Source organism: Bradyrhizobium sp. CCBAU 11434 (assembly GCF_028128895.1).
GTDB lineage: Bacteria > Pseudomonadota > Alphaproteobacteria > Rhizobiales > Xanthobacteraceae > Bradyrhizobium > Bradyrhizobium zhengyangense.
Map to the genome: position 1 here is coordinate 539871 of NZ_LBJX01000002.1, position 19671 is coordinate 559541.

Annotated in this window: 22 protein-coding genes; 8 read left to right on the top strand and 14 right to left on the bottom strand. The window is 63.4% G+C overall.

Going from position 1 to position 19671, the window contains the following annotated elements; genetic code table 11:
- Nucleotides 1-12: 12 nt before the first annotated feature.
- Together XI06_RS04815 and XI06_RS04820 are read right to left on the bottom strand one after the other, a co-directional pair.
- A complete protein-coding gene (locus XI06_RS04815; RefSeq protein ID WP_237866245.1) occupies nucleotides 13-177 on the bottom strand; it encodes a hypothetical protein in 165 nt (54 codons plus the stop codon).
- Complete coding sequence (locus tag XI06_RS04820) at nucleotides 174-404, bottom strand: hypothetical protein (RefSeq protein WP_237866246.1); 231 nt, start codon at nucleotides 402-404, stop codon at nucleotides 174-176. The genes XI06_RS04815 and XI06_RS04820 overlap by 4 nt, the downstream gene beginning before the upstream one ends.
- A 95-nt stretch (nucleotides 405-499) precedes the next feature.
- Between XI06_RS04820 and XI06_RS04825 the strand changes: the two genes are divergently transcribed.
- Both XI06_RS04825 and XI06_RS04830 read left to right on the top strand, forming a co-directional pair.
- The gene (locus tag XI06_RS04825) at nucleotides 500-808 is read left to right on the top strand and encodes a hypothetical protein (RefSeq protein WP_237866247.1); all 309 of its coding nucleotides are present in this window, start codon (nucleotides 500-502) and stop codon (nucleotides 806-808) included.
- 103 nt (nucleotides 809-911) lie between these two features.
- On the top strand, nucleotides 912-1265 hold the full coding sequence (locus XI06_RS04830; protein ID WP_237866248.1) for a hypothetical protein: 354 nt from the start codon (nucleotides 912-914) through the stop codon (nucleotides 1263-1265).
- 217 nt (nucleotides 1266-1482) lie between these two features.
- Here the strand turns inward: XI06_RS04830 and XI06_RS04835 are convergent, their stop codons facing one another.
- The 6 genes from XI06_RS04835 to XI06_RS04860 form a co-directional block, all read right to left on the bottom strand.
- The gene (locus tag XI06_RS04835; RefSeq protein ID WP_237866249.1) at nucleotides 1483-1977 is read right to left on the bottom strand and encodes a hypothetical protein; all 495 of its coding nucleotides are present in this window, start codon (nucleotides 1975-1977) and stop codon (nucleotides 1483-1485) included.
- A gap of 468 nt (nucleotides 1978-2445) precedes the next feature.
- Nucleotides 2446-3177 (bottom strand): aspartate/glutamate racemase family protein, encoded by a 732-nt coding sequence (locus tag XI06_RS04840; protein WP_237866250.1) that lies wholly within the window; start codon nucleotides 3175-3177, stop codon nucleotides 2446-2448.
- Nucleotides 3178-3182: 5 nt separating this feature from the next.
- A complete protein-coding gene (locus XI06_RS04845) occupies nucleotides 3183-4061 on the bottom strand; it encodes an ABC transporter permease (protein WP_237866251.1) in 879 nt (292 codons plus the stop codon).
- Nucleotides 4062-4064: 3 nt separating this feature from the next.
- On the bottom strand, nucleotides 4065-5024 hold the full coding sequence (locus tag XI06_RS04850; RefSeq protein ID WP_237866321.1) for an ABC transporter permease: 960 nt from the start codon (nucleotides 5022-5024) through the stop codon (nucleotides 4065-4067).
- The gene (locus XI06_RS04855; protein WP_237866252.1) at nucleotides 5024-6313 is read right to left on the bottom strand and encodes an ABC transporter substrate-binding protein; all 1290 of its coding nucleotides are present in this window, start codon (nucleotides 6311-6313) and stop codon (nucleotides 5024-5026) included. The genes XI06_RS04850 and XI06_RS04855 overlap by 1 nt, the downstream gene beginning before the upstream one ends.
- 43 nt (nucleotides 6314-6356) lie before the next feature.
- The gene (locus XI06_RS04860) at nucleotides 6357-7343 is read right to left on the bottom strand and encodes an ABC transporter ATP-binding protein (RefSeq protein WP_237866253.1); all 987 of its coding nucleotides are present in this window, start codon (nucleotides 7341-7343) and stop codon (nucleotides 6357-6359) included.
- A gap of 265 nt (nucleotides 7344-7608) precedes the next feature.
- Here XI06_RS04860 and XI06_RS04865 point away from each other — a divergent pair, with 265 nt between their 5' ends.
- Together XI06_RS04865 and XI06_RS04870 are read left to right on the top strand one after the other, a co-directional pair.
- Entirely contained in the window at nucleotides 7609-8316 is a 708-nt protein-coding gene (locus XI06_RS04865) for a GntR family transcriptional regulator (RefSeq protein ID WP_237873488.1), read from the top strand.
- A 352-nt stretch (nucleotides 8317-8668) separates the two neighbouring features.
- Complete coding sequence (locus XI06_RS04870; RefSeq protein ID WP_237866255.1) at nucleotides 8669-10009, top strand: metal-dependent hydrolase family protein; 1341 nt, start codon at nucleotides 8669-8671, stop codon at nucleotides 10007-10009.
- Nucleotides 10010-10086: 77 nt separating this feature from the next.
- Here the strand turns inward: XI06_RS04870 and XI06_RS04875 are convergent, their stop codons facing one another.
- The gene (locus tag XI06_RS04875) at nucleotides 10087-10500 is read right to left on the bottom strand and encodes a hypothetical protein (RefSeq protein ID WP_237866256.1); all 414 of its coding nucleotides are present in this window, start codon (nucleotides 10498-10500) and stop codon (nucleotides 10087-10089) included.
- A gap of 2 nt (nucleotides 10501-10502) precedes the next feature.
- Nucleotides 10503-10991, bottom strand: coding sequence for a hypothetical protein (locus XI06_RS04880; RefSeq protein ID WP_271604694.1), 489 nt, complete (start codon nucleotides 10989-10991; stop codon nucleotides 10503-10505).
- Nucleotides 10992-11546: 555 nt separating this feature from the next.
- Here XI06_RS04880 and XI06_RS04885 point away from each other — a divergent pair.
- Nucleotides 11547-13769, top strand: a complete 2223-nt coding sequence (locus tag XI06_RS04885) for a tetratricopeptide repeat protein (protein ID WP_271604695.1) — start codon at nucleotides 11547-11549, stop codon at nucleotides 13767-13769.
- 136 nt (nucleotides 13770-13905) lie between these two features.
- Here XI06_RS04885 and XI06_RS04890 read toward each other — a convergent pair whose 3' ends face one another.
- From XI06_RS04890 to XI06_RS04900, 3 genes are all read right to left on the bottom strand, one after another.
- On the bottom strand, nucleotides 13906-14532 hold the full coding sequence (locus XI06_RS04890; RefSeq protein ID WP_237866259.1) for a transglutaminase-like cysteine peptidase: 627 nt from the start codon (nucleotides 14530-14532) through the stop codon (nucleotides 13906-13908).
- Between the two features lie 330 nt (nucleotides 14533-14862).
- A complete protein-coding gene (locus XI06_RS04895; protein ID WP_237866260.1) occupies nucleotides 14863-15474 on the bottom strand; it encodes a PilZ domain-containing protein in 612 nt (203 codons plus the stop codon).
- 193 nt (nucleotides 15475-15667) lie between these two features.
- Nucleotides 15668-16909, bottom strand: a complete 1242-nt coding sequence (locus XI06_RS04900) for an MFS transporter (protein ID WP_271604696.1) — start codon at nucleotides 16907-16909, stop codon at nucleotides 15668-15670.
- Nucleotides 16910-17042: 133 nt separating this feature from the next.
- Between XI06_RS04900 and XI06_RS04905 the strand changes: the two genes are divergently transcribed.
- The 3 genes from XI06_RS04905 to XI06_RS04915 all read left to right on the top strand — a co-directional run bounded on the left by XI06_RS04905 (nucleotide 17043) and on the right by XI06_RS04915 (nucleotide 19326).
- Nucleotides 17043-18194 (top strand): zinc-binding dehydrogenase, encoded by a 1152-nt coding sequence (locus tag XI06_RS04905; RefSeq protein WP_237866261.1) that lies wholly within the window; start codon nucleotides 17043-17045, stop codon nucleotides 18192-18194.
- Nucleotides 18195-18287: 93 nt separating this feature from the next.
- Nucleotides 18288-18704 (top strand): VOC family protein, encoded by a 417-nt coding sequence (locus tag XI06_RS04910; protein ID WP_271604697.1) that lies wholly within the window; start codon nucleotides 18288-18290, stop codon nucleotides 18702-18704.
- A 109-nt stretch (nucleotides 18705-18813) separates the two neighbouring features.
- The gene (locus XI06_RS04915; protein WP_271604698.1) at nucleotides 18814-19326 is read left to right on the top strand and encodes a hypothetical protein; all 513 of its coding nucleotides are present in this window, start codon (nucleotides 18814-18816) and stop codon (nucleotides 19324-19326) included.
- Between the two features lie 11 nt (nucleotides 19327-19337).
- Here the strand turns inward: XI06_RS04915 and XI06_RS04920 are convergent, their stop codons facing one another.
- Nucleotides 19338-19652 carry a cupin domain-containing protein gene (locus tag XI06_RS04920; RefSeq protein WP_237866264.1) on the bottom strand — a complete coding sequence of 105 codons (315 nt, stop codon included), beginning with the start codon at nucleotides 19650-19652 and terminating at the stop codon, nucleotides 19338-19340.
- Nucleotides 19653-19671 lie beyond the last annotated feature (19 nt).

Genomic DNA, 19671 nt, shown 5'->3' on the forward strand with positions numbered 1-19671 from the left:
TACATCGACGCGTCAGCTTCCCTCGGATTCGCGCGCTTCGATTGCGCCCGCGACCTTCTCGTGGCCGGCGGCCCACAACGCGTGCTCATCACTGCCGTCCAGGTAAGGATTGGCTTCGGCGGGGATGTTCTCGCGCGCTGCGCACTCGCCCTCTGCAAAGGGATCGCGATCGGTCATCGTGCTCTTGCCTTTCTGGTCCGGGGGCGTGGGGGCGATTTGTCTGTCGCGCCTTCGACGCGCGCGCTCTCGCGCAGGGCGTCCCTGAGGTCGATGGGAATGCCGTGCTTCTTCAGGAGGTCGGCGAAGGCTTCATCCGCAAGCTCCTGAAAGGTCGCCATCCTGTCGCGTCCCAATTGCTTCAGCTTGTCGAACGTGTCCTCGTCGAATGCGATCAATTTGCGCATGATCGTGGTTGCCTTCCTGTTTCAAGCTGATGTGACGGGATTTGTTCCGGAACCTGTCTTTGCTGCAACGGTTGATCGGGCAGGGAGATTTTCCAATGGCCCAACCGTCTGCAAGCGCTTCGATCAAGATGTTGATCGTCATCATCGGCCTCGCTGCAATGCCCGTTGTATCGTTCGGACAGACGACCGGCGGTGCGACCGGATCGACCGGCGGCGTCGCCAATGCGCCGGCGCCGCCGCCCGGCACCAACAGTCTGGGCACGGCGCAATCCTCCGGCGCGAACACTGCGGCCGGCGTCACCACCGGGGCGGCCTCGGGCACGAACCCCGACGCCGATGCTGCGGTGAGTGCCGAGAACCGGCTGCTCGACAAGAAGATGAAGAGCATCTGCCGCGGCTGCTGACGCTCGCGCGGAAGTGAGCCGGTCCGCCTATCATCAACGGTCGAGGGACATTAGCTTGCCCCGGTTTTCAAGTGTGGAGTGTTTCCACGCGGAGGGTGAGTTGATGTTGCGCAAGATGATCGTGGCCGCACTGGCCATCGCGGCGGTTGGCCTCGCAGCGCCCCAGGCGGCGCAGGCGCGAGGCGGTTTCGGTGGCGGCCATTGGGGTGGTGGTGGCCATTGGGGCGGTGGCGGGTTTGGCCATGGCTGGCACGGCGGCGGCTTCTGGCCGGGTGTCGCGATCGGCGCCGGTATTGCAGGCGCCGGCTATTACGGCGCCTATGGCTACGGCTACCCGTACTATGGCGAATACTACGGCGTCGGTTACGAGGACTATGGCGCGCAGTGCTACCCCGTGCGGCAGCGCGTGATGACGCAATGGGGCTGGCGCGTCCGCCGTGTTCAGGTCTGTGAATAGCGGCTGCCAGTAGGGTGCGACTCGATCGAGGCACCGGGATACCGCAACATTAAAAAACAAGGCCGTTGACGCAGTATACCGTCAACGACCTTGCCAGCCCCGGATATTGAAATCGGCTCACGCCATCCGGTAGAGGGCAGCATGGCGCGGAATCATACGGACGAATGTGATCCATTTCACATCTGGCGAAAATAAAGGGCCGCGGCGCGGGATCCAATCAGCCGCGAGAGCGTTTGCGGGCGCTGGCATGAACGCGGTGACGTGCCGGTTTCCTTGGAGTAACCGAGGGTGTGTCGGCCTCGGTTGACCGGACGCTGGCAAAGGATTGCCGCAACCCGTCGATGGACTCGTTCAGACTGGCGACCTGATCCGACAGGCGCTTGGTGTCGGCCTGCTGCGAGGCGAGCAGCTTCTTCATGGTCTGAAGCTGGTCCTGCACGACCTGGAGCTGGTCGATCGATTCCTGCTGGGTCGCCTCCAATCCCTTGGTCTTCTCGACCAGTTGTTCGGAGGCCTGCGCCGCGCGCACCTGAAGCTGCCGCGAGGCGACCACACGGTCGGTCTCAGGCGCAGCACCAGTATAGGCGCGCCAGATCGCGATCGAGGTGACGCCGGCGATCAGGAGCAGCAGCGCGGCAGCCGTCAACGCTATCGGCTGGGCACCGAGACGAAGGAGGGGATTGGACGGTGTGTCCTCTGCGAGATCGATCATCGCTGACAAAGCCCAAATTGAAACTTGGAGAGTGGCGAAGAACGGCAGCACAAGAACGCAGAACAAGGCGGCCGGTGCGCCCCGAAAGTGTTACTGTTCGGCAACAATTGGGACGAAAAGGTGGCCGCTTGGGGAAAAAGCTAAGGTTCCGGCGGAGCTTCGGCGCCGCTTAGTGACGGGCTGCCGTCAACGAAGGCTGGATCGTCATGCGATAGGCGATGAACGCGGTGCCGTCGAAGGTTTCCACGACCTCGTCGCAAGCCGGACAGCGATACTCGCCCGAGTTGGCGGGCGGCGTGGCAAGCTCGAGCCGTCGAAAGCCGGCTCCGCACGCTAAACAGGTGACATCGTTCTTTTTCGTGCACGGCCCCGTAGAAATACTGGTGCGGGTCTTAGCACGGCTTGAGGCAAACTGGGGTCGCTTGTGACAGACACATCAAAGTTGATCGCGCCGTCAGGCGCGGAATGTCAGGGCTGAAACGGCGCAAACGGGCCTGAATAGGTCTTCGCGCGCGGCGCTGCGTAGGGCCCGAGCCGGGATGTCGAAAGCCCGAGCCGGACCAGTCCTTCCGCCAGCGTCACCGCGGCAGCAACGCCATCGACCACGGGCAGACCATGGGTGCCGGCGAGTTCAGCTGCAAGATCGGCCATGCCGGCGCAGCCGAGCACGATGGCCTCGGCGCGGCCGCCGCGGATCGCAGCCGTGATCTCCGTGGAGATCTTGCCGAGCGCTTCAGTATTGCGGTCCTCGAGCGCGAGCACCGGGACTTCGGCGGCGCGGACGCAGGCACAGCGCTCGGCAAGGCCGTATTTCCGCAAATTATGTTCGATCGGCACGATGGAGACGCCAAGCGTCGTGACCACGGCAAAGCGCGCCGCGACCAGGCTCGCCACGTGAAAGCCGGCTTCGCCGATGCCGATGACCGGCGCTTTCGCGATGGCGCGCGCGGCATCGAGGCCGGTGTCGTCGAAGCAGGCGATGATGTGCGCATCGGCACCGTCGCGGTCGGCCTCGCGGATGCAGCCGAGCATACCGGGGACAGCGAAGGCCTCGTCGTAGAATCCCTCGATCGAAACCGGCCCCATCGCGGGCTGCCGCGCGTCGATCACCGTGTCGGGCAGCGCGATCGCGCGCGCCGCCGCGGCGATCTTCGCCGTCATCGTGGTCGTGGTGTTGGGATTGACGACGTGCAGTCGCATCGCGATCAGACGAGCCCTTTGCCGGCGTCCGAGCCCTTGGCCGCCTGGCGCTTGTTGAGCATGTGGATGGTCCCCAGCGCAAGCGTGATCACCGCGAAGGACACCGCGGAGATGATGGTGCCCAGCGCATAGATATCCGGGTTCGTCACCGTCGTGGTAAGGCCCTGAAGGTCGAGCGGCAATGTATTCACTGCCCCGATCGCCTGGCTGGAGCGCGCGAGTTCGTCCCAGGACAATGTGAAGCCGAACAGGCCGATGCCAATCACCGACGGCAGGATGATCGGCAGCACGACGTAGCGGAACGTTTGCCACGGCGTCGCGCCAAGATCGCGCGCAGCTTCCTCGAGCCTGGGATCGAAGCGGTTGAAGATCGCAAACATGATCAGCAGGCCAAACGGCAGCGTCCAGGTCAGGTGCGCACCCAGACCGGAGGTGAGCAGGCCCATCGAGGTCTCGAAATTCTCGTTCCAGTGCGCCTTGATCAAATCGTCGATGATGCGGAATTCCAGCGAGATTCCGAGCGAGGTGATGATCGAGGGCACGATCAGGCTCGCGATCGCCGAGTAGAACAGGATGCTCTGCATCTTGAACTTCCTGCGGAAGGCCATGCCGGCGGCGACCGACAGCACGACAGTGACGGCCATCACGATGACGCCGAGCAGCAGCGAGCGGCGGAAGGACGCACCGAGATCGACGATGCCGGTGCCCTGGAACAGCTTTGTCAGCCAGTAGGTCGACACGCCGTTCATCGGGAAGGTGAGGCCGCCCTGCGGTCCCTGGAACGACAGCACGTAGATCGCGATCATCGGGCCGTAGAGAAACAGCACATAGGCCGCGAAGAAGATCGCAAGCAGGTAGAATGAGCGCGGGCGTCCTTCCTTCATCGCCTACAGCTCCTTCTTGATGTCGACGATGCGCGACATCATGGTGATGATCAGGAACGTGATGACGAGCAGGATCACGGCATTCGCGGCCGCAGCCGGGAATTGTAGCGCGTTGACCCGGGTCTCGATGATCTTGCCGGCGGCGGCGATCTGCTGGCCGCCCATCACGCCGATGGTGATGAAGTCGCCCATCACGATGGTGATGACGAAGATCGAGCCGATCACGATTCCTGGCTTGGCCAGCGGAATGATGACGTTGACCAGTGTCTGAAAGCCGGAGGCGCCGGCGTCATAGGCGGCCTCGATCAGCGACTTGTCGATGCGGATCATCGAATTGAAGATCGGCACCACCATGAAGAAGGTGAAGAGGTGGACCAGCGCCAGCACCACGGAGAACTCGGAGAACAGCAGCCATTCCACCGGCTGGTTGACCAGGCCCGTCTTCATCAGGCCGGAGTTAACGAGGCCATTGCGCCCGAGCAGCGGGATCCAGGCGATCATGCGAATGACGTTGGAGGTCCAGAACGGGATCGTGCAGAGCAGCGACAGTCCCATCTGCCAGGTCTTGGACTTGACGTGGAAGGCGAGGAAATAGGCGACCCAGAAACCGATGAAGAGCGTGATGGCCCAGACCAGGAAGCAGAGCTTCAGCGTCTTCAGATAGGTTTTGCCGATCGTGCAGAGATCGGGAAGCTGCGCGATGCAGCCCTCGAACGTGTCGGTGTAGCCGCGGCCGGAAAAGGCCGGCAGCAATTGATATTCGTTGTAGTCCCAGAACGAGACGATGACGACGAAGACCAGCGGGATCAGGAAGAAGGCGAGAAACACCAGCATCATCGGCCCGGCCTGGAGCCAGGAGACCAAAGACGGCGACAGGCGCGCGGATTTCGCCGCGCGCCTCGTCTCGGATCCCCGGACGAGGTCCGGGGATGCCTGTTGCAGAATGTCTTCCGACGTATCCATCACGCGGCGATGAACTCGTTCCACTTGCGGACCATGTAGTCGTTCTCGTCCATCACGGCGTTCCAGCAGGCGACGCCGCCCATGCGGTCCTCGTAGGAGCCGCCATCACGCACCGCCCCGGCCTTCTCCAGCAGCGAGCCGTCGGGCGCCTTGATGTCCTTCTCGGCCGCCTTGCCTTCCATCCAGTAGGCCCACTCGTAGGGCTCCATGTTGGCCTTCGCGGTCGAGAGTACGGCCGAGTAGTAGCCTTGGCGGTTGAGGTAAGCGCCGGCATAGCCGGACAGGAACCAATTGACGAACTCATAGGCCCAGTCGAGCTTCGCACCCGACACGCCCTTGGAGACGCAGAAGCCGGAAGCCCAGGAACGATAGCCTTCCTTGAGCGGCTGGAAGGTGCAGGCGATGCCCATCGAGCGCACCTTCGTCACAGCGGGCGACCACATCGACTGAATGACAGTCTCACCCGACGCCATCAAGTTCACGCTCTCATTGAAGTCCTTCCAGAACGCGCGGAACTGGCCGGCCTTCTTTGCCTCGGTCATCACCTTCATGGTGAGATCGATCTCTTCCTTGGTCATGTTGCCCTTGTCGGCATATTTGTACTTGCCGGTGGCTTCCACGACCATCGCGGCATCCATGATGCCGATCGAGGGGATGTTGAGGATCGAGGCCTTGCCCTTGAATTCGGGATTGAGCAGCTCCGACCACGAGCTGATCGGTCGCTTGATCAGATCGGGGCGGATGCCGAGCGTGTCGGCGTTGTAGACAGTCGGGATCAGCGTGACGAACTCGGTCGCCGTCTTGGAGAACGTCTTGGAGTCCTTGCCTTCGAGATAGAGCACCTTCCAGGGCGCGGTGCCCTGACCGCCGATCTTCTTGCCGCCGGGCGTCTCGCCCTTGGTGAAGACGGGGGTGATGTTGTCGAATTCCTTGATCTTCTTGGCGTCGAGGGCAAGGATGTTGCCCGACGGCACCAGCTTCTTTAGCGAGAAATATTCGGTGTCCAGCACGTCGAAGGAGTTCGGCTGGGTCATCACGCGCTTGGTGACGTCGTCGGTCGTCGCGGTGATGTATTCGATCTTGATGCCGGTGTCCTTCAGGCACTGCTTGGAGATGTCGTCGCCCTCGTTCACGGCGGTGCCGAGATAGCGCAGCACCTTCGGTTCGGCCGACATCACGTAGGGAAAGCCGGTGATGGCGCCGGAGCCGGCGGCAAGGCCCGCGAGACCCGCGGTGCCCTTGAGTAGCGTGCGGCGGCTGACGCCGGTCTTTTTGGTCGTCTCGGTCATTCCAATCACTCCTCTGTGTTGCGCATTTTCTAAAATGACGGCGCTATTGCAGACGTTGCGCCTTGGCGGGATCCCAGGTGGCCAGCACGCGATCGCCCGGCCGGAACGGGTGGACGTCGAAGGTGGACTCGGGAAGATGGGAGAACAGGGCGGTGCCGTCGTCGAGCGTGAGCGAGACGGCAACATAGGAGCCCTGGTACTCGGTCTGGGTCAGCCGCGCCGGCGCGCCGAATGCGCCGTCAACGAACGGCATGATGCCGAGCTGATCGGCGCGTACGGCGATGAGGCTGCCGGCGTCGCTGAGAACGTTGTGGCCGCCGATGAAGCGCGCCACGAATTCGGTGCGGGGATGGTGGAAGATGTCGCGGGCCGTGCCCTGCTGCTCGATCTTGCCCTGGTTCATCACCACGATGTGGTCGGCAAGCGCCATCGCCTCTTCCTGGCCGTGGGTGACCTGGATGAAGCTGATGCCGAGCTCGCGCTGCAGGCGCTTCAGCTCGCCGCGCATCTTGACCCGCAGGAACGGATCGAGCGCGGACAGCGGCTCGTCGAGCAGAAGGATCTGCGGCTCGGTGATCAGCGCCCGGGCGAGCGCCACGCGCTGCTGCTGGCCGCCGGAGAGCTGGGCCGGCAGGCGGCTGGCATAGGGGCTCATCGCCACCAGCTCCAGAAGCTCGCCGGCGCGCTTGTGCCTGGTCGCGCGGTCGATGCCGCGCATTTTCAGGGCAAACGCAACATTGTCGAGCACGGTGAGGTGCGGAAACAGCGCGTAGGACTGGAACATCATGGCCGTGCCGCGCTTGGCGGGCTCGAGGTCCGTGACGTTCTGCGGGCCGAGGATGATGTCGCCCTCGCTGACCGCTTCATGACCGGCGATCATGCGTAGCGTCGAGGTTTTGCCGCAGCCGGACGGGCCGAGCAGGCAGCAATAAGTGCCGGCCGGGATCTTCAGATTGACATTGTCCACCGCCAGCGTCGTGTCATAGCGCTTGGTGACGGCAACCAGTTCGAGAGCGGCAGGAGTGGCCATGGCGTGTCCGAGAGGAGGGCGGTGCTCCGCCTCTCTCCGCAAGGTCCGTGCCAACCGCGGCAGGATTGCCGAATTCGGAAACTGTGCTGCGGAGTCAGATCGTTAGATTGAATCCAGTACGATTGTGCGGCACATGGTGCCGGCAGAGATGTGCACACAAAATGGGCGAAGATTGTATAAAGTTTCGCCTGTGATTGGATACAGCTCGTCGATTACCATCGAAGGCCGAACGCTGATCGCGCCCTCAAACCCACACTTCGAACTGATGGCCGCCAAATCCCGCCCGAAACCCGATGCGCCCGACGTGAGCGATCGCGTCAGCCGGATCAGGGAGGGCGTGACCGCGGCGATCCTCGAGCATCGCCTGTTGCCGGGCACCAAGCTTGGCGAGGATGAGATCGGCGAGATCTATGGGGCGAGCCGCACGCTGGTCCGCACCGCGCTGCAACAGCTTGCGCATGAGGGCATCGTCAATATCGAGAAGAACCGCGGCGCTTTTGTTGCGCGCCCGACGCCCGCGGATGCCCGCGAGGTGTTCGAGGCGCGCCGCCTGGTCGAGCCCACTATCGTCGATCACGCCGTTGATGCCGTTTCGCCCGCGTGGATCGAGCGCCTTCAGCAACACCTCACTGAGGAGCGGGAAGCCGAGCTGCGCGGCGACGCGCGCGCCTCGGTCCGGCTCTCCGGCGACTTTCATCGGCTCATCGCCGAGATGAGCGGCCACAGCATCTATCTCGGCTTCCTCAAGGAGCTGATCGCGCGCTCCTCGCTGATCATCCTGCTCTATCGCCGCCACGACACGCCCGCCTGCGGCACTGATCATCATGCCGAGATCGTCACCGCGATCCGCAAGCGCGACAAGCAGGCGGCGCGCACGCAGATGCTGTCGCATCTGAATGAGATCGAAGCCGAGCTGTTCCTCAAGGATCCCGCCGCGGACGAGTTGCGGCTTGCCGACGTGCTCGGCGCGTAAGCGGGCCGCATCGCTCGGCTATGGCCGCGAAGATCCTTCGTTGCGCCTGACTGTGATGGTTGCAATCTTTCGTTGATTTGTCGGTTGCTCCTATTGCTCGACTTTTGAATAGAGTTCGATGCAAGCGAGGCAGCCTCGCTTACTTATGTGCCGCAACTTCCCGATAAATGTTTCTGGAAATGCATCTCCGTTGGACTCGAATGGCTGTAATGCAGAATCGCCCTATAGTTGCAAATTGACTCTGCCTGATGGCAGGCATCAACTCTCGCTCTCCCATGACATCGGCTGGCTGACTTTTGCCTGGCGACCTGTCGCAGTGGCCGCATAGCGGCACCCCAGCGGGGAGTTGAACATGTCGGGATTGCGTAGGCGGATCGGCCTCACGGCGGTGCTCGCGACGATCGTCTGCAGCGCATCGCCTGCACCGGCTCAGCAGGACGGCGCCGTCCTGTTCCGCAACGTCAAGATCTTTGATGGCAAGAACGCAGCGCTCTCGGCGCCATCCAATGTCCTCGTCAGGGACGGCAAGATCGAGAAGATCTCGATCGCGGATATCGCGGCCACTGGCCAGGTCATCGACGGCGGCGGCCGGGTGCTGATGCCTGGACTCATCGATGCGCATTGGCACGCGATGCTGGTACGCCCGACGCCGATGGCGGCGCTTGCAGGCGATATCGGCTACAACAATCTTGTTGCTGCAAGCGAGGCGACTGCAACGCTGATGCGCGGCTTCACCACGATACGCGACATGGGTGGACCGACCTTCGGCCTCAAGCAGGCGATCGACGAGGATCTCGTCGCCGGCCCGCGCATCTATCCGTCTGGCGCCATCATCACCATCACCGGCGGCCACGGTGACTTCCGCCAGCTCTCCGACCTGCCGCGAACCATCGGCGGAATGCTCAGCCGCATGGAGCGGATCGGCGGCAGCATGGTCGCCGACAGTCCCGACGAGGTGCGCGTGCGCGCACGTGAGCAGCTGATGCAGGGCGCCTCCCAGGTCAAGCTGACTGCGGGCGGTGGCGTGGCTTCGCCGTTCAGTCCATTGGACGTCTCGACCTTCACCGAGCCCGAGCTGCGCGCCGCCGTCGAGGCCGCCGAGAACTGGGGCACTTATGTTGCCACGCACGCCTATACGCCGGTTGCGATCCAACGCTCGATTGCAGCCGGCGTGAAGTGCATCGAGCACGCCCATCTCATGGACGAAGCGAGCGCGAAGCTGATGGCCGAGAAGGGAATCTGGCTCAGCACCCAGCCGTTCCTGGACATGTCCATGGGTGCCGGGCTTGGGCCGGCGGAGCAGGACAAGCTGCGGCAGGTTGTCGCCGGCACGGACCGTGTCTATGAGCTGGCCAGGAAATACCACCTCAAGACCGCGTTTGGCACCGACGTCCTGTTCTCGCAGGCGCTAGCGGAGAAGCAGGGCTCGATGCTGGCGGCACTGACACGCTGGTACACGCCGGCCGAAGCGCTGGCCATGGCAACGTCGACCAATGCGGAACTGCTGAGTTTGTCCGGCCCGCGCAATCCATATCCGGGCAAGCTCGGCGTGGTGGAGGAAGGCGCCTTCGCCGATCTTCTGCTGGTCGACGGTAATCCGCTCGACAACATCAACTTGGTCGAGGACCCCGCGAAGAACTTCGTGGTGATCATGAAGAACGGCAAGATCTACAAGAATGTTCTGCCACGCTGAGCATCGCGCCTTGGGCGGCGTGGGATTGTGGGATTGTAAGGCCGAGAGGCGCGTGCGCCTCCCGGCCGGAGTCGCCGTCAACGCCAGCGGGCCGTCACTGTCTTTGCCGCAGCCGCAGGCTTCACTTTCGGCACGATTGCGACCTCGCCACCGCGGCCGAACACCAGGATCTCGGTGACGTCGCGATCCATCTTGATCACATAGTTATAGCCGTCGAGCAGTCGCGCCACGACCCGCGACAGTGTGCCGGAGTAGCTGCCGCTGACCTCGCTCATGAGCGGGACCGCGGACCGGACCTTCACTGCGAACAGCTTGTCGAAGCGGGCCAGAACGTCGGCAAGGCTGTCGCCACTTGTCTGCAACTGTAATGCCTGCAGATCACCGTCGACGCGAATGTCGGCTTTGGCCGGGGCAATCAGGCCGCAGGCAAGACTCATCGCGACCGCCAGAGCGGCATGGCGGTCGCGCGGGGCGGAAGGACGATCAGCCACGGCTAATGATTGCCGTTGCCTTGATCGTCATCGTCATCGCTGTGCCTGAGCTTGATGTAGATTCGCGAGCGATGGCAGATCCGCGGCTCGACATCGCCATTAGAGTAGGTATGCGTTTCCACGGCTGTCGTCACATGCGCCGCGGTCAGCGTCTTGCCGCCCTCGGAGATTATGCCCGTCGTCGGCGGGATCGCGTCGACCGTCGAGGTCTGGCCAGTCCGCGGGCCGGTCAGGTGCGTCTCGGTGTAGCTGCCCGGCACCATGGTGCTGGTCCAGGTCCCGTCCTCGTTGACGGTGTAGGTAAAAGAGAAGCTGAAATCGGCGGAGCCGGCGGCCGGCGGGAAATGCGGAAAGCCGCCGGGGCCGGGGGTGGGACGAATGGTGATGCCGACCACGGTGCCTTTCACGGTGCCGGTGCCATTGCCGTTGAACTTGCGGATGCCTTCCACTGCGAATGAGTTGGCATAGGCGTCTGTCGAGGATCCCGGCACGGCGTCATTCGGGCGCAGATTGGTCTGGAATCCCGAGTTCGGCAGTGCAACGCCCGGCGTTGGGTTGGGAAGCCCCGGGCCGTTCGGATCGCCGACATGACCCGGCGCGACCAGGCATTCGGCCGATCCCGTGAAGCCGTAGGATCCTTCAGCCTGGGACCATCGAAATCGGCTGAGGCCGGGCCGACGCCGGCGAGCAAACCAAGAACGACAAGGCTGCCGGCCAAATCAATGCGTGAATTGAATTGCATGGAGTCCTCCTCAATGAATTTTCTGAGTGCCTGAACGGAAAAACGCCTGGTGATATCGGTGCTCACGACGTCGCGGACGCGGTGCCTCTGACGATCGTGCCGGATGTTGCAGCGCTTCCAAATCCAGCCTCCCGCGCTGTCGCACATCGAGATTCGAAACAGTGCGGTAGCCGCCGTCACGGGAGCGCAAAAAAAACGTGAAACCCGGCAGGAAGGTGTGACCTATCCCACTTGCCCTCGCCGGTGGCGCTCGTAGGATCGCGTGAAAAGAGCGGATCAACCGTCGCTAGGGGGAGGAGCCGGTGTGGGTCCGCAACTGACATCGCGCAGCACCATGCGATTGCGGCTGCTTGGCCGCTTGGTCGTGACGACCATTCATGACCAGTCCTCGGCAATCGCCCTGCCGACGCGCAAGTCCGGCGTCCTGCTTGCTTATCTTGCCATGAGCCGTGACTACGCGGCGCAGCGCGAAGAGCTCGCGACGCTGTTGTGGGGGGACTGTTCGGACCAGCAGGCCCGACAAAGCCTGCGGCAGGCGCTGGCGATGCTGCGCAAGCATCTTGGTCCATCGCTCGTTATCGCCGACGCGGGAGTGGTACGGCTCGACGGCGAGCTATGGTCGATCGACGCGCGCGAATTCGAGCAGCTGTCGCGATCGACCAAGGCCGCGGAGCTTGCGCTTGCCGCGCGTCTGTTCACCGGCGACTTTCTCGCCGGTCATCACATTGATGAGGAGGGCATCGAGGAGTGGGTGGCCGGTCAGCGAACGCGGCTCCAGCTTGCAGCGGCGCATCTCTGCGCGACATTTGTCGAGCGCCCTGATCTCGTCACGGATCCCAACGATGCGATCGCAGCGGTCGAGCAACTCATCGCGCTCGATCCGCTGCGCGAGGATGTCCAGCGGCTCGCGATCGCACTTTATGCGCGCTATCACGGCCGTCATGAGGCGCTGACCCGCGCCGCCGGATTTGCCGATGTGTTGCAGCGCGAGCTCGGCGTCGGCCCCGAGAAGGCGACGCGCGAGATGCTCGACGGCTTGCGCTCCAGCGCTGTCGAAGCCGATCGCGCGGTTGCGGTCGATTGCGCAGCTGCACCAGCTATCCCGGATGCGCCGCGCTTGTCGCCGGCGGCGGTTGCGCCAAGACACAAAAAGAGCGCGCTGCGCCAAATGGTGGGAAGGGTCCTGGCAGGATCCGGTCTGGTGCTGGTCCTGACTTTGGGCGCGCTGTTCGAGCTGCGCGCGCGGCAGCATACTGATGTCGCGGAACTTGCCGCGGGGGCGTCCCCCGAGGCCGGCGATTTCTGGCGTTCGCCGTCCTCAGGCGGCGAGGTGACACTCCCGAACGGCCTCGTGCCGATCCTGGTGCTGCCCTTCACGACGCTCGGCGCCGCGGACGACCATCTCCAGCTCACCGCCGACATGCTGACCGATGATCTCACCAACACGCTGTCCCGCCTGCCGTCGTTCCGCGTGATCTCGCAGCAAACGGCACGCAGCTTCGCCGGTCAGCCGATCGATGTCGGCAGGCTCGGCCACGAGTTGAAGGTACGTTACGTGCTCGAAGGCAGCGTCCGGCGGCAGGAGGAGGGGCTGCGCGTCAATGTCGAGCTGGTCGATCCTTCGAGCCGGCTGTCGATCTGGAGCAGCCGGATCGAACGCGATGGCGCCGACCGGCAGGGCTTGCGGGACGAGATCGTCGCGCGGCTCGCCCGCGAGCTCCAGTTCGAGATGCTGCCGATCGAGAGCTCGCGCCTGTCGCAGAGCTCGGACGCCGCCGCGCTCGCCTATCGCGGCTGGGCTGCGCTGTCGGAGGTGCGTCTTGACGGCTATCGCCAGGCGCTGGCGCTGTTTGAGGGCGCGCTGGAGAAGGAGCCGCAGAATCTGCGCGCCCTCACGGGCATCGGCGCCTATCACGCCCGGATGGGGGCGCAGGTGCTGGATACCGAGTCGAGGGCGCATCGCAAGGCGGCGATCGAGATCCTGCGCAAGGTGCTGGAACGCGATCCCGACTCCAGCAACGCGCATTTCTATCTCGCGCTCGCGCTCAACACGTTGCCGACGCTGCCGGAGGCAATGGAGCATCTGGAGCGCGCGATAAGGATCGATCCCAGCGATGCCAGCGCGCATGCGCAGATCGGCAACGGGCTGATCCGTTCGGGCCGCCCCGCGGAGGGGCTCGCGCATGTGCGTTACGCGATCCGGCTTAGCCCGCGCGATCCGATCATGCCGATCTGGCTGGAGTTTGCCGGTAATGGCGAGCTTGAATTGAAGAGATATCCGGAGGCCATCGTGCTGTTCAAACGTTCGGTCGCGCTCAATCCGCGCTATCCCCGCGGCTGGGCCGGACTGACCGCGGCCTATGCGCTGACAGGGGATGTGGAGGAGTCCCACCGGATGGCGGAGCGGCTCAGGATGTTCGCGCCAACGCTGGACAACAATGGCCTCGCCTCGCAATTCGGTCGTCATCCCGGTTCGGCCTTGCGTGCCGGCTTGCAACTCGCTCTTGCCGCTCCGGCAGACCGCTAGAGCTTGGAACACAAGCCCCAAAAAGTTGCGGCCAGCCATTGGGGGATGGCTGGCCGCGCGCGAACCGGTCTGGGACGGGGAGGGGTGGGGATGTGACCGGGTCGCGTAACTCGTTTGTTTGTCTCTACTGATCGAACTACTGGTCTCTCGCGCTGGCGGTCGAGACCGCCGGCTTGGTATCGCCAAGCGAGACCCAGACGTTGGCATCGCTCTGCGACTGGCGCTTGACAAAGCGGTAGCCGGTCTCCGTCCAGGCGACGACGTTCTCGTTCTGATTGTCGAGAACGAACTCGCCCTTGTCGGTTTTCACCGTCAGCACCGCGTGTCCTTCGCCCTTCTTGTCGCGCACGACCGTGATGAGCAGGGCCTCGCGCGGCCAACCGGCGTCCATCAGCATCTTGCGCTTCAGCAGCACGTAATCTTCACAGTCGCCGTAGCCGTCGGTCGGCAGCGACCATTTCTCGACGACGCCCCAGTGCTCCTGGTCGGTCAAAGGCTTGATCGTCTCGTTGACCCAGCGATTGACCTTGGTCAGGTCGCGCCACGCGGCCTGCGACATCACGATGTCGCGCGGCTGCGTCGCTCCGCCCTGACACTGAGCGGCGTTCTCTGCACAAAACTCGACCCAGCCGATCGGCGCACGCGTCGTGTCGCCGAGGCTCGCGTAGAGCAGACGGCTTTCGCCGGCCTGCACCGCCGAGCTCATTCCGAACAGCATGGCGGCGAGCGCCAGTGCCTTTCCCTGTCCCCTGAAGTCCAACATTGCGGCCCCCGTTTCTTGTTGGGACCACATTTCGCACGGAGCTTTTGAGTTGCCGCTAAGTCGACCAAGTCAAGTCGAGACGAATGCAAGTAAAACTGGCGGCGAATTCGATCTATACTTGAATAGAATTCGACTAAAATTCGAAAATACTGCAATTGATTCAAATTTTAGGGATTAACGCGGAAACGCTGGCGGAACCGCTGGTTGGGGGCATGAACAGGCCGCGCGTTAACCCGCCCGCGGCCGCTGCAAGACGCGAGAAAGGCGGCGTCTGCATCGCAGAGGCCGCCTTCAGAGCTGGTAAAACAGGGGTTTTGGCGCTGTCGCGCTTTACCGCGCGGTAACGCTCTCTTCGAGAGTCTCGATCGGCTGCGCGTGCATGAACTCGAGCGCGAAGCCGTCCTCGAGGTTTCGCACCACGCGGCCCTGGACCCGGCCGAGCAGAACGATCGATTTCAGCGGCGGGCGGTTCTCCGCAGCAATGGCGGCACCGGACAGCGACAGGTCGATGATGCGGCAAGTCATCTTGGTGCCGTCCTCGAGCGTCAGCACCGCGATCGGGTTGCGCGGCACAATACGGTCGTGGCGGCGGTCTTCCGGCAAATTGAGGATGTCGCGGTTGGCGAGCCAGGTCAGCTGGGCCGCGAGCTTGTCGCGCTTGCGCGGCGTCGCGCCCACCGTCATCGCGAAGCCGTTGTCGATGATCCTTGTGATCTTGCCCTCGACCCTGCCGATATGGTCGAGATAGGCGACCACGCGGTCGCCGACATTGCCGATGCCGGGCGCGAGCAGCGCAAGGCCCCCCGGCGACATGTTGATCACCTGGCAGGGGAATTCACGGCGATCCGGCAGCATGTAACGGCCGAGCAGGTGCACCTTCACCCGCTGGAAACGCCGACGTTCCTCGGCGGCCGGAAGAAATTTTTTGTTCGCCAACGCCATTTTCACTACCCGACCCCCCGCCCGGGCGGAGTCCGACACGACCCTAAGGTGCATAGGGTTAACGCCGCGTTATGATTTGGCGTGGCGATGACGGACCGACACAATGCGTTCAAAAAGCCACATCAGCGGCGGGCAGTATCCCAGTGTTCCCGGACCGGAGGAGCGCAGCCGTCCCGGGCCGACGACCGGGCCCCTAGGCTTTCCTGGTCGCCCGCCCATAGAGCAGGCACAGCAGCGCCAGCAGCACTGCGGCCGAGAGTCCCAGCGACCAGTGAATCCCGATCGCAGCACCAAAGACGCCGACGGTGATGCCGCTGAACGCGCGCATGCCAAGTCCCGCCATATTATAGAGGCCGACGACACGACCGCGAATGTCGGAGGGCGCATTCAGCTGAACCAGCGCCTGGGCCATGGTGTTGAAGGAAAGCTCGAAGAAGCCGGCAAAGAACAGCAGCACGATCGCGACGGGGTAGATCCGCACCGCGGCGAAGCCGAGCAGCGCGACACTCCAGAGCATCGCGAGCGTGATCGCCGTGCGCGCCGTGCCCTTCAACCGTCCCCAGGATTCCAGCGCGATGCCGGCGAGTAGCGCGCCGGCGGCGTCGGCCGCGAGCAGCACGCTGTAGGACACGCCAGGATCGCCATGACCGAGATCGCCGGCAAAGCCCGGCATCTGCGCGTGATAGGCATTGCCAATCATGAAGGAGGTGAGGCCGGCAAGCCATGTCATCGCCATCAGCACCGGCTGGGTGCCGATCGCGCGCATCGTCAGCAGGATGTCGGCAAAGCCGCGCACGGCGTAGCGCCGCATGGCGACGCTCTTGTCTCGGACCGGTGCCCAGAACAGCCACAGCAGCATCGGCAGATAGAACAGCGTGTTGAAGATGATGCCGTGCGAAGTGCCGAGCGTCAGCATGATGAGACCGCCCACGGCCGGCCCCACCAGGATGCCGAGATAACGCGCCATTGCATTTAGCCGCACCGCGCTCGGAAGATCGGCAGGACCGACTAGATCGTAGAGCAGCAGTTGGTTCGGCGTCTGCCACAGCACGCCGGCACAGCCGTGGATCACCAGGAGCAGCATCGCGTGCCACATCTGGATCGTGTCGGTGATGAAGAAGAAGCCCCATCCCGCCGAGGCGACGATGAACAGCAACATGCCGCACTGGATGATGCGGCGCGGGTCGAACCGGTCGGCGAGCCCGCCGACCACGACCGAGAACAGCAGGAATGGCAGCCAGTGCGACAGCACGGCAAAGCCGCCCAGCGTCGGCGAGTGGAATTTCTGGAACACCACCCAATAGCTGATCACGTGCTCGATATTATCCGCCATCATCGCCAGCACATAGGCGATGAACTGCAGCCGGTACGGCACGGACTTCATCGCCGCGAACGAGCCGGACGCGGCTACGGGATTTTGGGGGATTGGGTTCAAACGATCACCTTGGCAGGATTGCGCCCGCGGCACCTATGATCGCTGCCTCGGTTGGCATCTGGCCGAACCTCACATACGCTCTGTCCGAGCCCGCGCCATCATTCAACACAAGACGGGCCGCGAGGAAACAGCCATGGATTCAATCCGCGTATGCACCCACGCCGGACCGGGCTCGGAGCCCGTGATCAAGACCGTGCCGTGGCCGAAGGTCGGTCGCAAGGGTGCGCTGATCAAGATCGGCGCGTGCGGCGTCTGTGGCACCGATTTGCATATTTTGAAAGGACACTGGCCGAAGCCGCTACCCTGGCCGTTCACGCTCGGCCACGAGCTCGGCGGCGTCATCGTCGAATGCGGCGATGAATTCACGGAAGACTTCATGAGCAAGCCGCTCAAGGTCGGCTCGAAAGTGATGATCCCGCCACTGATGCCCTGCGGCCGCTGTTATTACTGCATTCACTATCCGCAGACCGCCAACAAATGCCTGACGCCGGTTTATTACGGCCGCTACCTTGGCTTCGACAAGGCGCCGCACATGTGGGGCGGCTGGGCTGAATATGTCTATGTCGATCTCGACATGCTGCCAGGCACCAAGATCTACAAGCTGCCCGACGATATGTCGCTGCGCTTAGGTGCGCTGTCGGAGCCGCTGACATCGTGCATCCGCGCGTTCAATCGCGCGAGCCGCGCCGGCGGCTTCACCTGGGCCGACACCGTGGTGATCCAGGGTTCCGGCCCGATCGGCATTTTGGCGGTCGCAGCGGCGAAGGAGATGGGGGCAGGGCGCGTCATCTGCGTCGGCGCGCCGGAGGAGCCGCGCCTAAAACTCGCGCGCGAGTTTGGCGCGGAAGCCACCGTGAACATCGAAGAGATCGCATCGCCGCAAGAGCGCATCGCGCGCGTCCGCGAGATCGTCGGCGGTTTTGGCGCCGATCTCGTGATGGATTGCTCGGGCCACCCCTCAGCCGGTCCCGAAGGCATTGAGATGCTGCGCGACGGCGGCACCTATGTCGAGATGGGCCAGTTCACCGACGCCGGCTCGATCGAGACCTCATGGCACCGCATCTGCACCAAGGACCTCAACGTGCTCGGCTCCTGGGGATTCACGGGTAACGATCTCCCGCTCGGTGTCGACATGCTCTACCGCACCCGCGATAAATATCCCTGGCTGAAGATGCAAACGATCTATCCGTTCACGGAGGAGGGCGTCGCGCGAGCCGTGAAAGATGCGATGGCGATGAAGACGGTGAAATCGACCATCGTGCCGTGGCCGGATCTGGTGGAGTGAGATCTAGTAGCCCGGGTGGAGCGCAGGCGTAATCCGGGCTGCCGGTCCGACATTGCGCCAGGCTACGAGTCGGAATCTGGAATAAGAGCTACGATGACAAACGAACAACCAAGCCGCACCAGCTCACCCTTCAGCGCCATCCGAGCGATCGACTACACCGTCATCTTCGTGCGCGACATGGCCGCGATGCGTAGCTTCTACGAGGACGTGCTCGCTCTATCCCTGCTGCGCGAGCTATCGCCGAATTGGATCGAGTATGGGATAGGGAGCAACACGCTCGCATTGGCGCGACCGAGCCGCACGGCGACTGATGCACCGCCGCCGGCGGGGAGTGCCTCACTGCAACTGGCGTTCAAGGTCTCGGCCACCGAGGTCGACGCTTGCGCCGAGGAACTCGTGCAGCACGGCGTGGTGCTGCTGTCGCCACCGACAAACCAAGCCTTCGGGCATCGCACGCTGTTTTTCCGCGATCCCGACGGCAATCTACTGGAGGTCTACGCCGAGATCTGAGATTGATGGAACCGCATGCCCTAAAAGTTCCACAGAGAATCCGCGAATGATCCACCTGGGCGTGAAACTTAAGCGCGGGTTCCGGCTTTCAGTTCGCGGGAGAGTATCCGTGAAGCGAATCCTGAAACCCATCACCTACTTCCTGGCGGCCGTCTACTTCCTGGTGGATGCGGTGTTCATGGCCGTGGCGCGGCCGATCTCGGCTTGGCTTGCCCGGCACTTCGAATTCAAGCGGCTGCGCGCCTGGATCAGATCGCTGCCGCCTTATCCGTCGTTGGCGCTGTTTTCCGTGCCCGTGCTCATTCTGGAGCCGATCAAGCCGGTTGCGGCGTACCTCGTTGCGACCGGTCAGTTCCTCAGCGGTATGGTGGCGTTCGTCGGCTGCGAGCTGCTCAAGCTGGTGCTGGTCGAGCGCCTGTTTCATCTGACGCGCGACAAGCTGATGCGGATCCCGGCTTTCGCCTGGGCCTACGGCAAATTCACTGAGATGAGGGCATGGCTGCAGGCGACCGAAGCCTGGCGCGCTATTCGCTCCCTAAGTCACGCGGCCAAGGACTCTGTCGCGCGGGTGAGAGCAAGGCTCGCCGAAAGCTTCAGCAGGCCCGTGACATCGAGGGATTAGAGCCGCGCTTGCTACGCGAGCTTGCGCGGCGCGGCCGTGGCCTTGTCGCCGGTGTTCGGCGTGCCGGTCGGCTCGATCAGCATCAGATGAACCTCCTCACGGGCCACCGGGCGGTGCTCGACACCTTTGGGCACCACATGGAGCTGGCCTGGGCCGAGCGTCACGGTGCGGTCCCGCAACTCGATGTCGAGCTTGCCCCTGAGTACGAGAAAGAAATCGTCAGTGTCGTCGTGCCTGTGCCAGGTGAACTCGCCCTTCACCTTCACCACCATCACGTCGCACTCTTTCGTAAGGCAGGATTTGGGGTGGCATGACTGACGTGGCATGACATGTGTCCGTCAACCT

Excerpts from the sequence above, each read along its gene's own strand:
- XI06_RS04825 (WP_237866247.1), top strand. The coding sequence starts at position 500 with ATGGCCCAACCGTCTGCAAGCGCTTCGATCAAGATGTTGATCGTCATC.
- XI06_RS04910 (WP_271604697.1), top strand. The coding sequence starts at position 18,288 with ATGACAAACGAACAACCAAGCCGCACCAGCTCACCCTTCAGCGCCATC.
- XI06_RS04815 (WP_237866245.1), bottom strand. The coding sequence starts at position 177 with ATGACCGATCGCGATCCCTTTGCAGAGGGCGAGTGCGCAGCGCGCGAG.
- XI06_RS04860 (WP_237866253.1), bottom strand. The coding sequence starts at position 7,343 with ATGGCCACTCCTGCCGCTCTCGAACTGGTTGCCGTCACCAAGCGCTAT.
- XI06_RS04890 (WP_237866259.1), bottom strand. The coding sequence starts at position 14,532 with ATGTTGGACTTCAGGGGACAGGGAAAGGCACTGGCGCTCGCCGCCATG.
- XI06_RS04850 (WP_237866321.1), bottom strand. The coding sequence starts at position 5,024 with ATGGATACGTCGGAAGACATTCTGCAACAGGCATCCCCGGACCTCGTC.
- XI06_RS04845 (WP_237866251.1), bottom strand. The coding sequence starts at position 4,061 with ATGAAGGAAGGACGCCCGCGCTCATTCTACCTGCTTGCGATCTTCTTC.
- XI06_RS04830 (WP_237866248.1), top strand. The coding sequence starts at position 912 with ATGTTGCGCAAGATGATCGTGGCCGCACTGGCCATCGCGGCGGTTGGC.
- XI06_RS04820 (WP_237866246.1), bottom strand. The coding sequence starts at position 404 with ATGCGCAAATTGATCGCATTCGACGAGGACACGTTCGACAAGCTGAAG.
- XI06_RS04855 (WP_237866252.1), bottom strand. The coding sequence starts at position 6,313 with ATGACCGAGACGACCAAAAAGACCGGCGTCAGCCGCCGCACGCTACTC.
- XI06_RS04835 (WP_237866249.1), bottom strand. The coding sequence starts at position 1,977 with ATGATCGATCTCGCAGAGGACACACCGTCCAATCCCCTCCTTCGTCTC.
- XI06_RS04895 (WP_237866260.1), bottom strand. The coding sequence starts at position 15,474 with ATGGCGTTGGCGAACAAAAAATTTCTTCCGGCCGCCGAGGAACGTCGG.
- XI06_RS04870 (WP_237866255.1), top strand. The coding sequence starts at position 8,669 with ATGTCGGGATTGCGTAGGCGGATCGGCCTCACGGCGGTGCTCGCGACG.
- XI06_RS04865 (WP_237873488.1), top strand. The coding sequence starts at position 7,609 with ATGGCCGCCAAATCCCGCCCGAAACCCGATGCGCCCGACGTGAGCGAT.
- XI06_RS04920 (WP_237866264.1), bottom strand. The coding sequence starts at position 19,652 with ATGCCACGTCAGTCATGCCACCCCAAATCCTGCCTTACGAAAGAGTGC.
- XI06_RS04905 (WP_237866261.1), top strand. The coding sequence starts at position 17,043 with ATGGATTCAATCCGCGTATGCACCCACGCCGGACCGGGCTCGGAGCCC.
- XI06_RS04840 (WP_237866250.1), bottom strand. The coding sequence starts at position 3,177 with ATGCGACTGCACGTCGTCAATCCCAACACCACGACCACGATGACGGCG.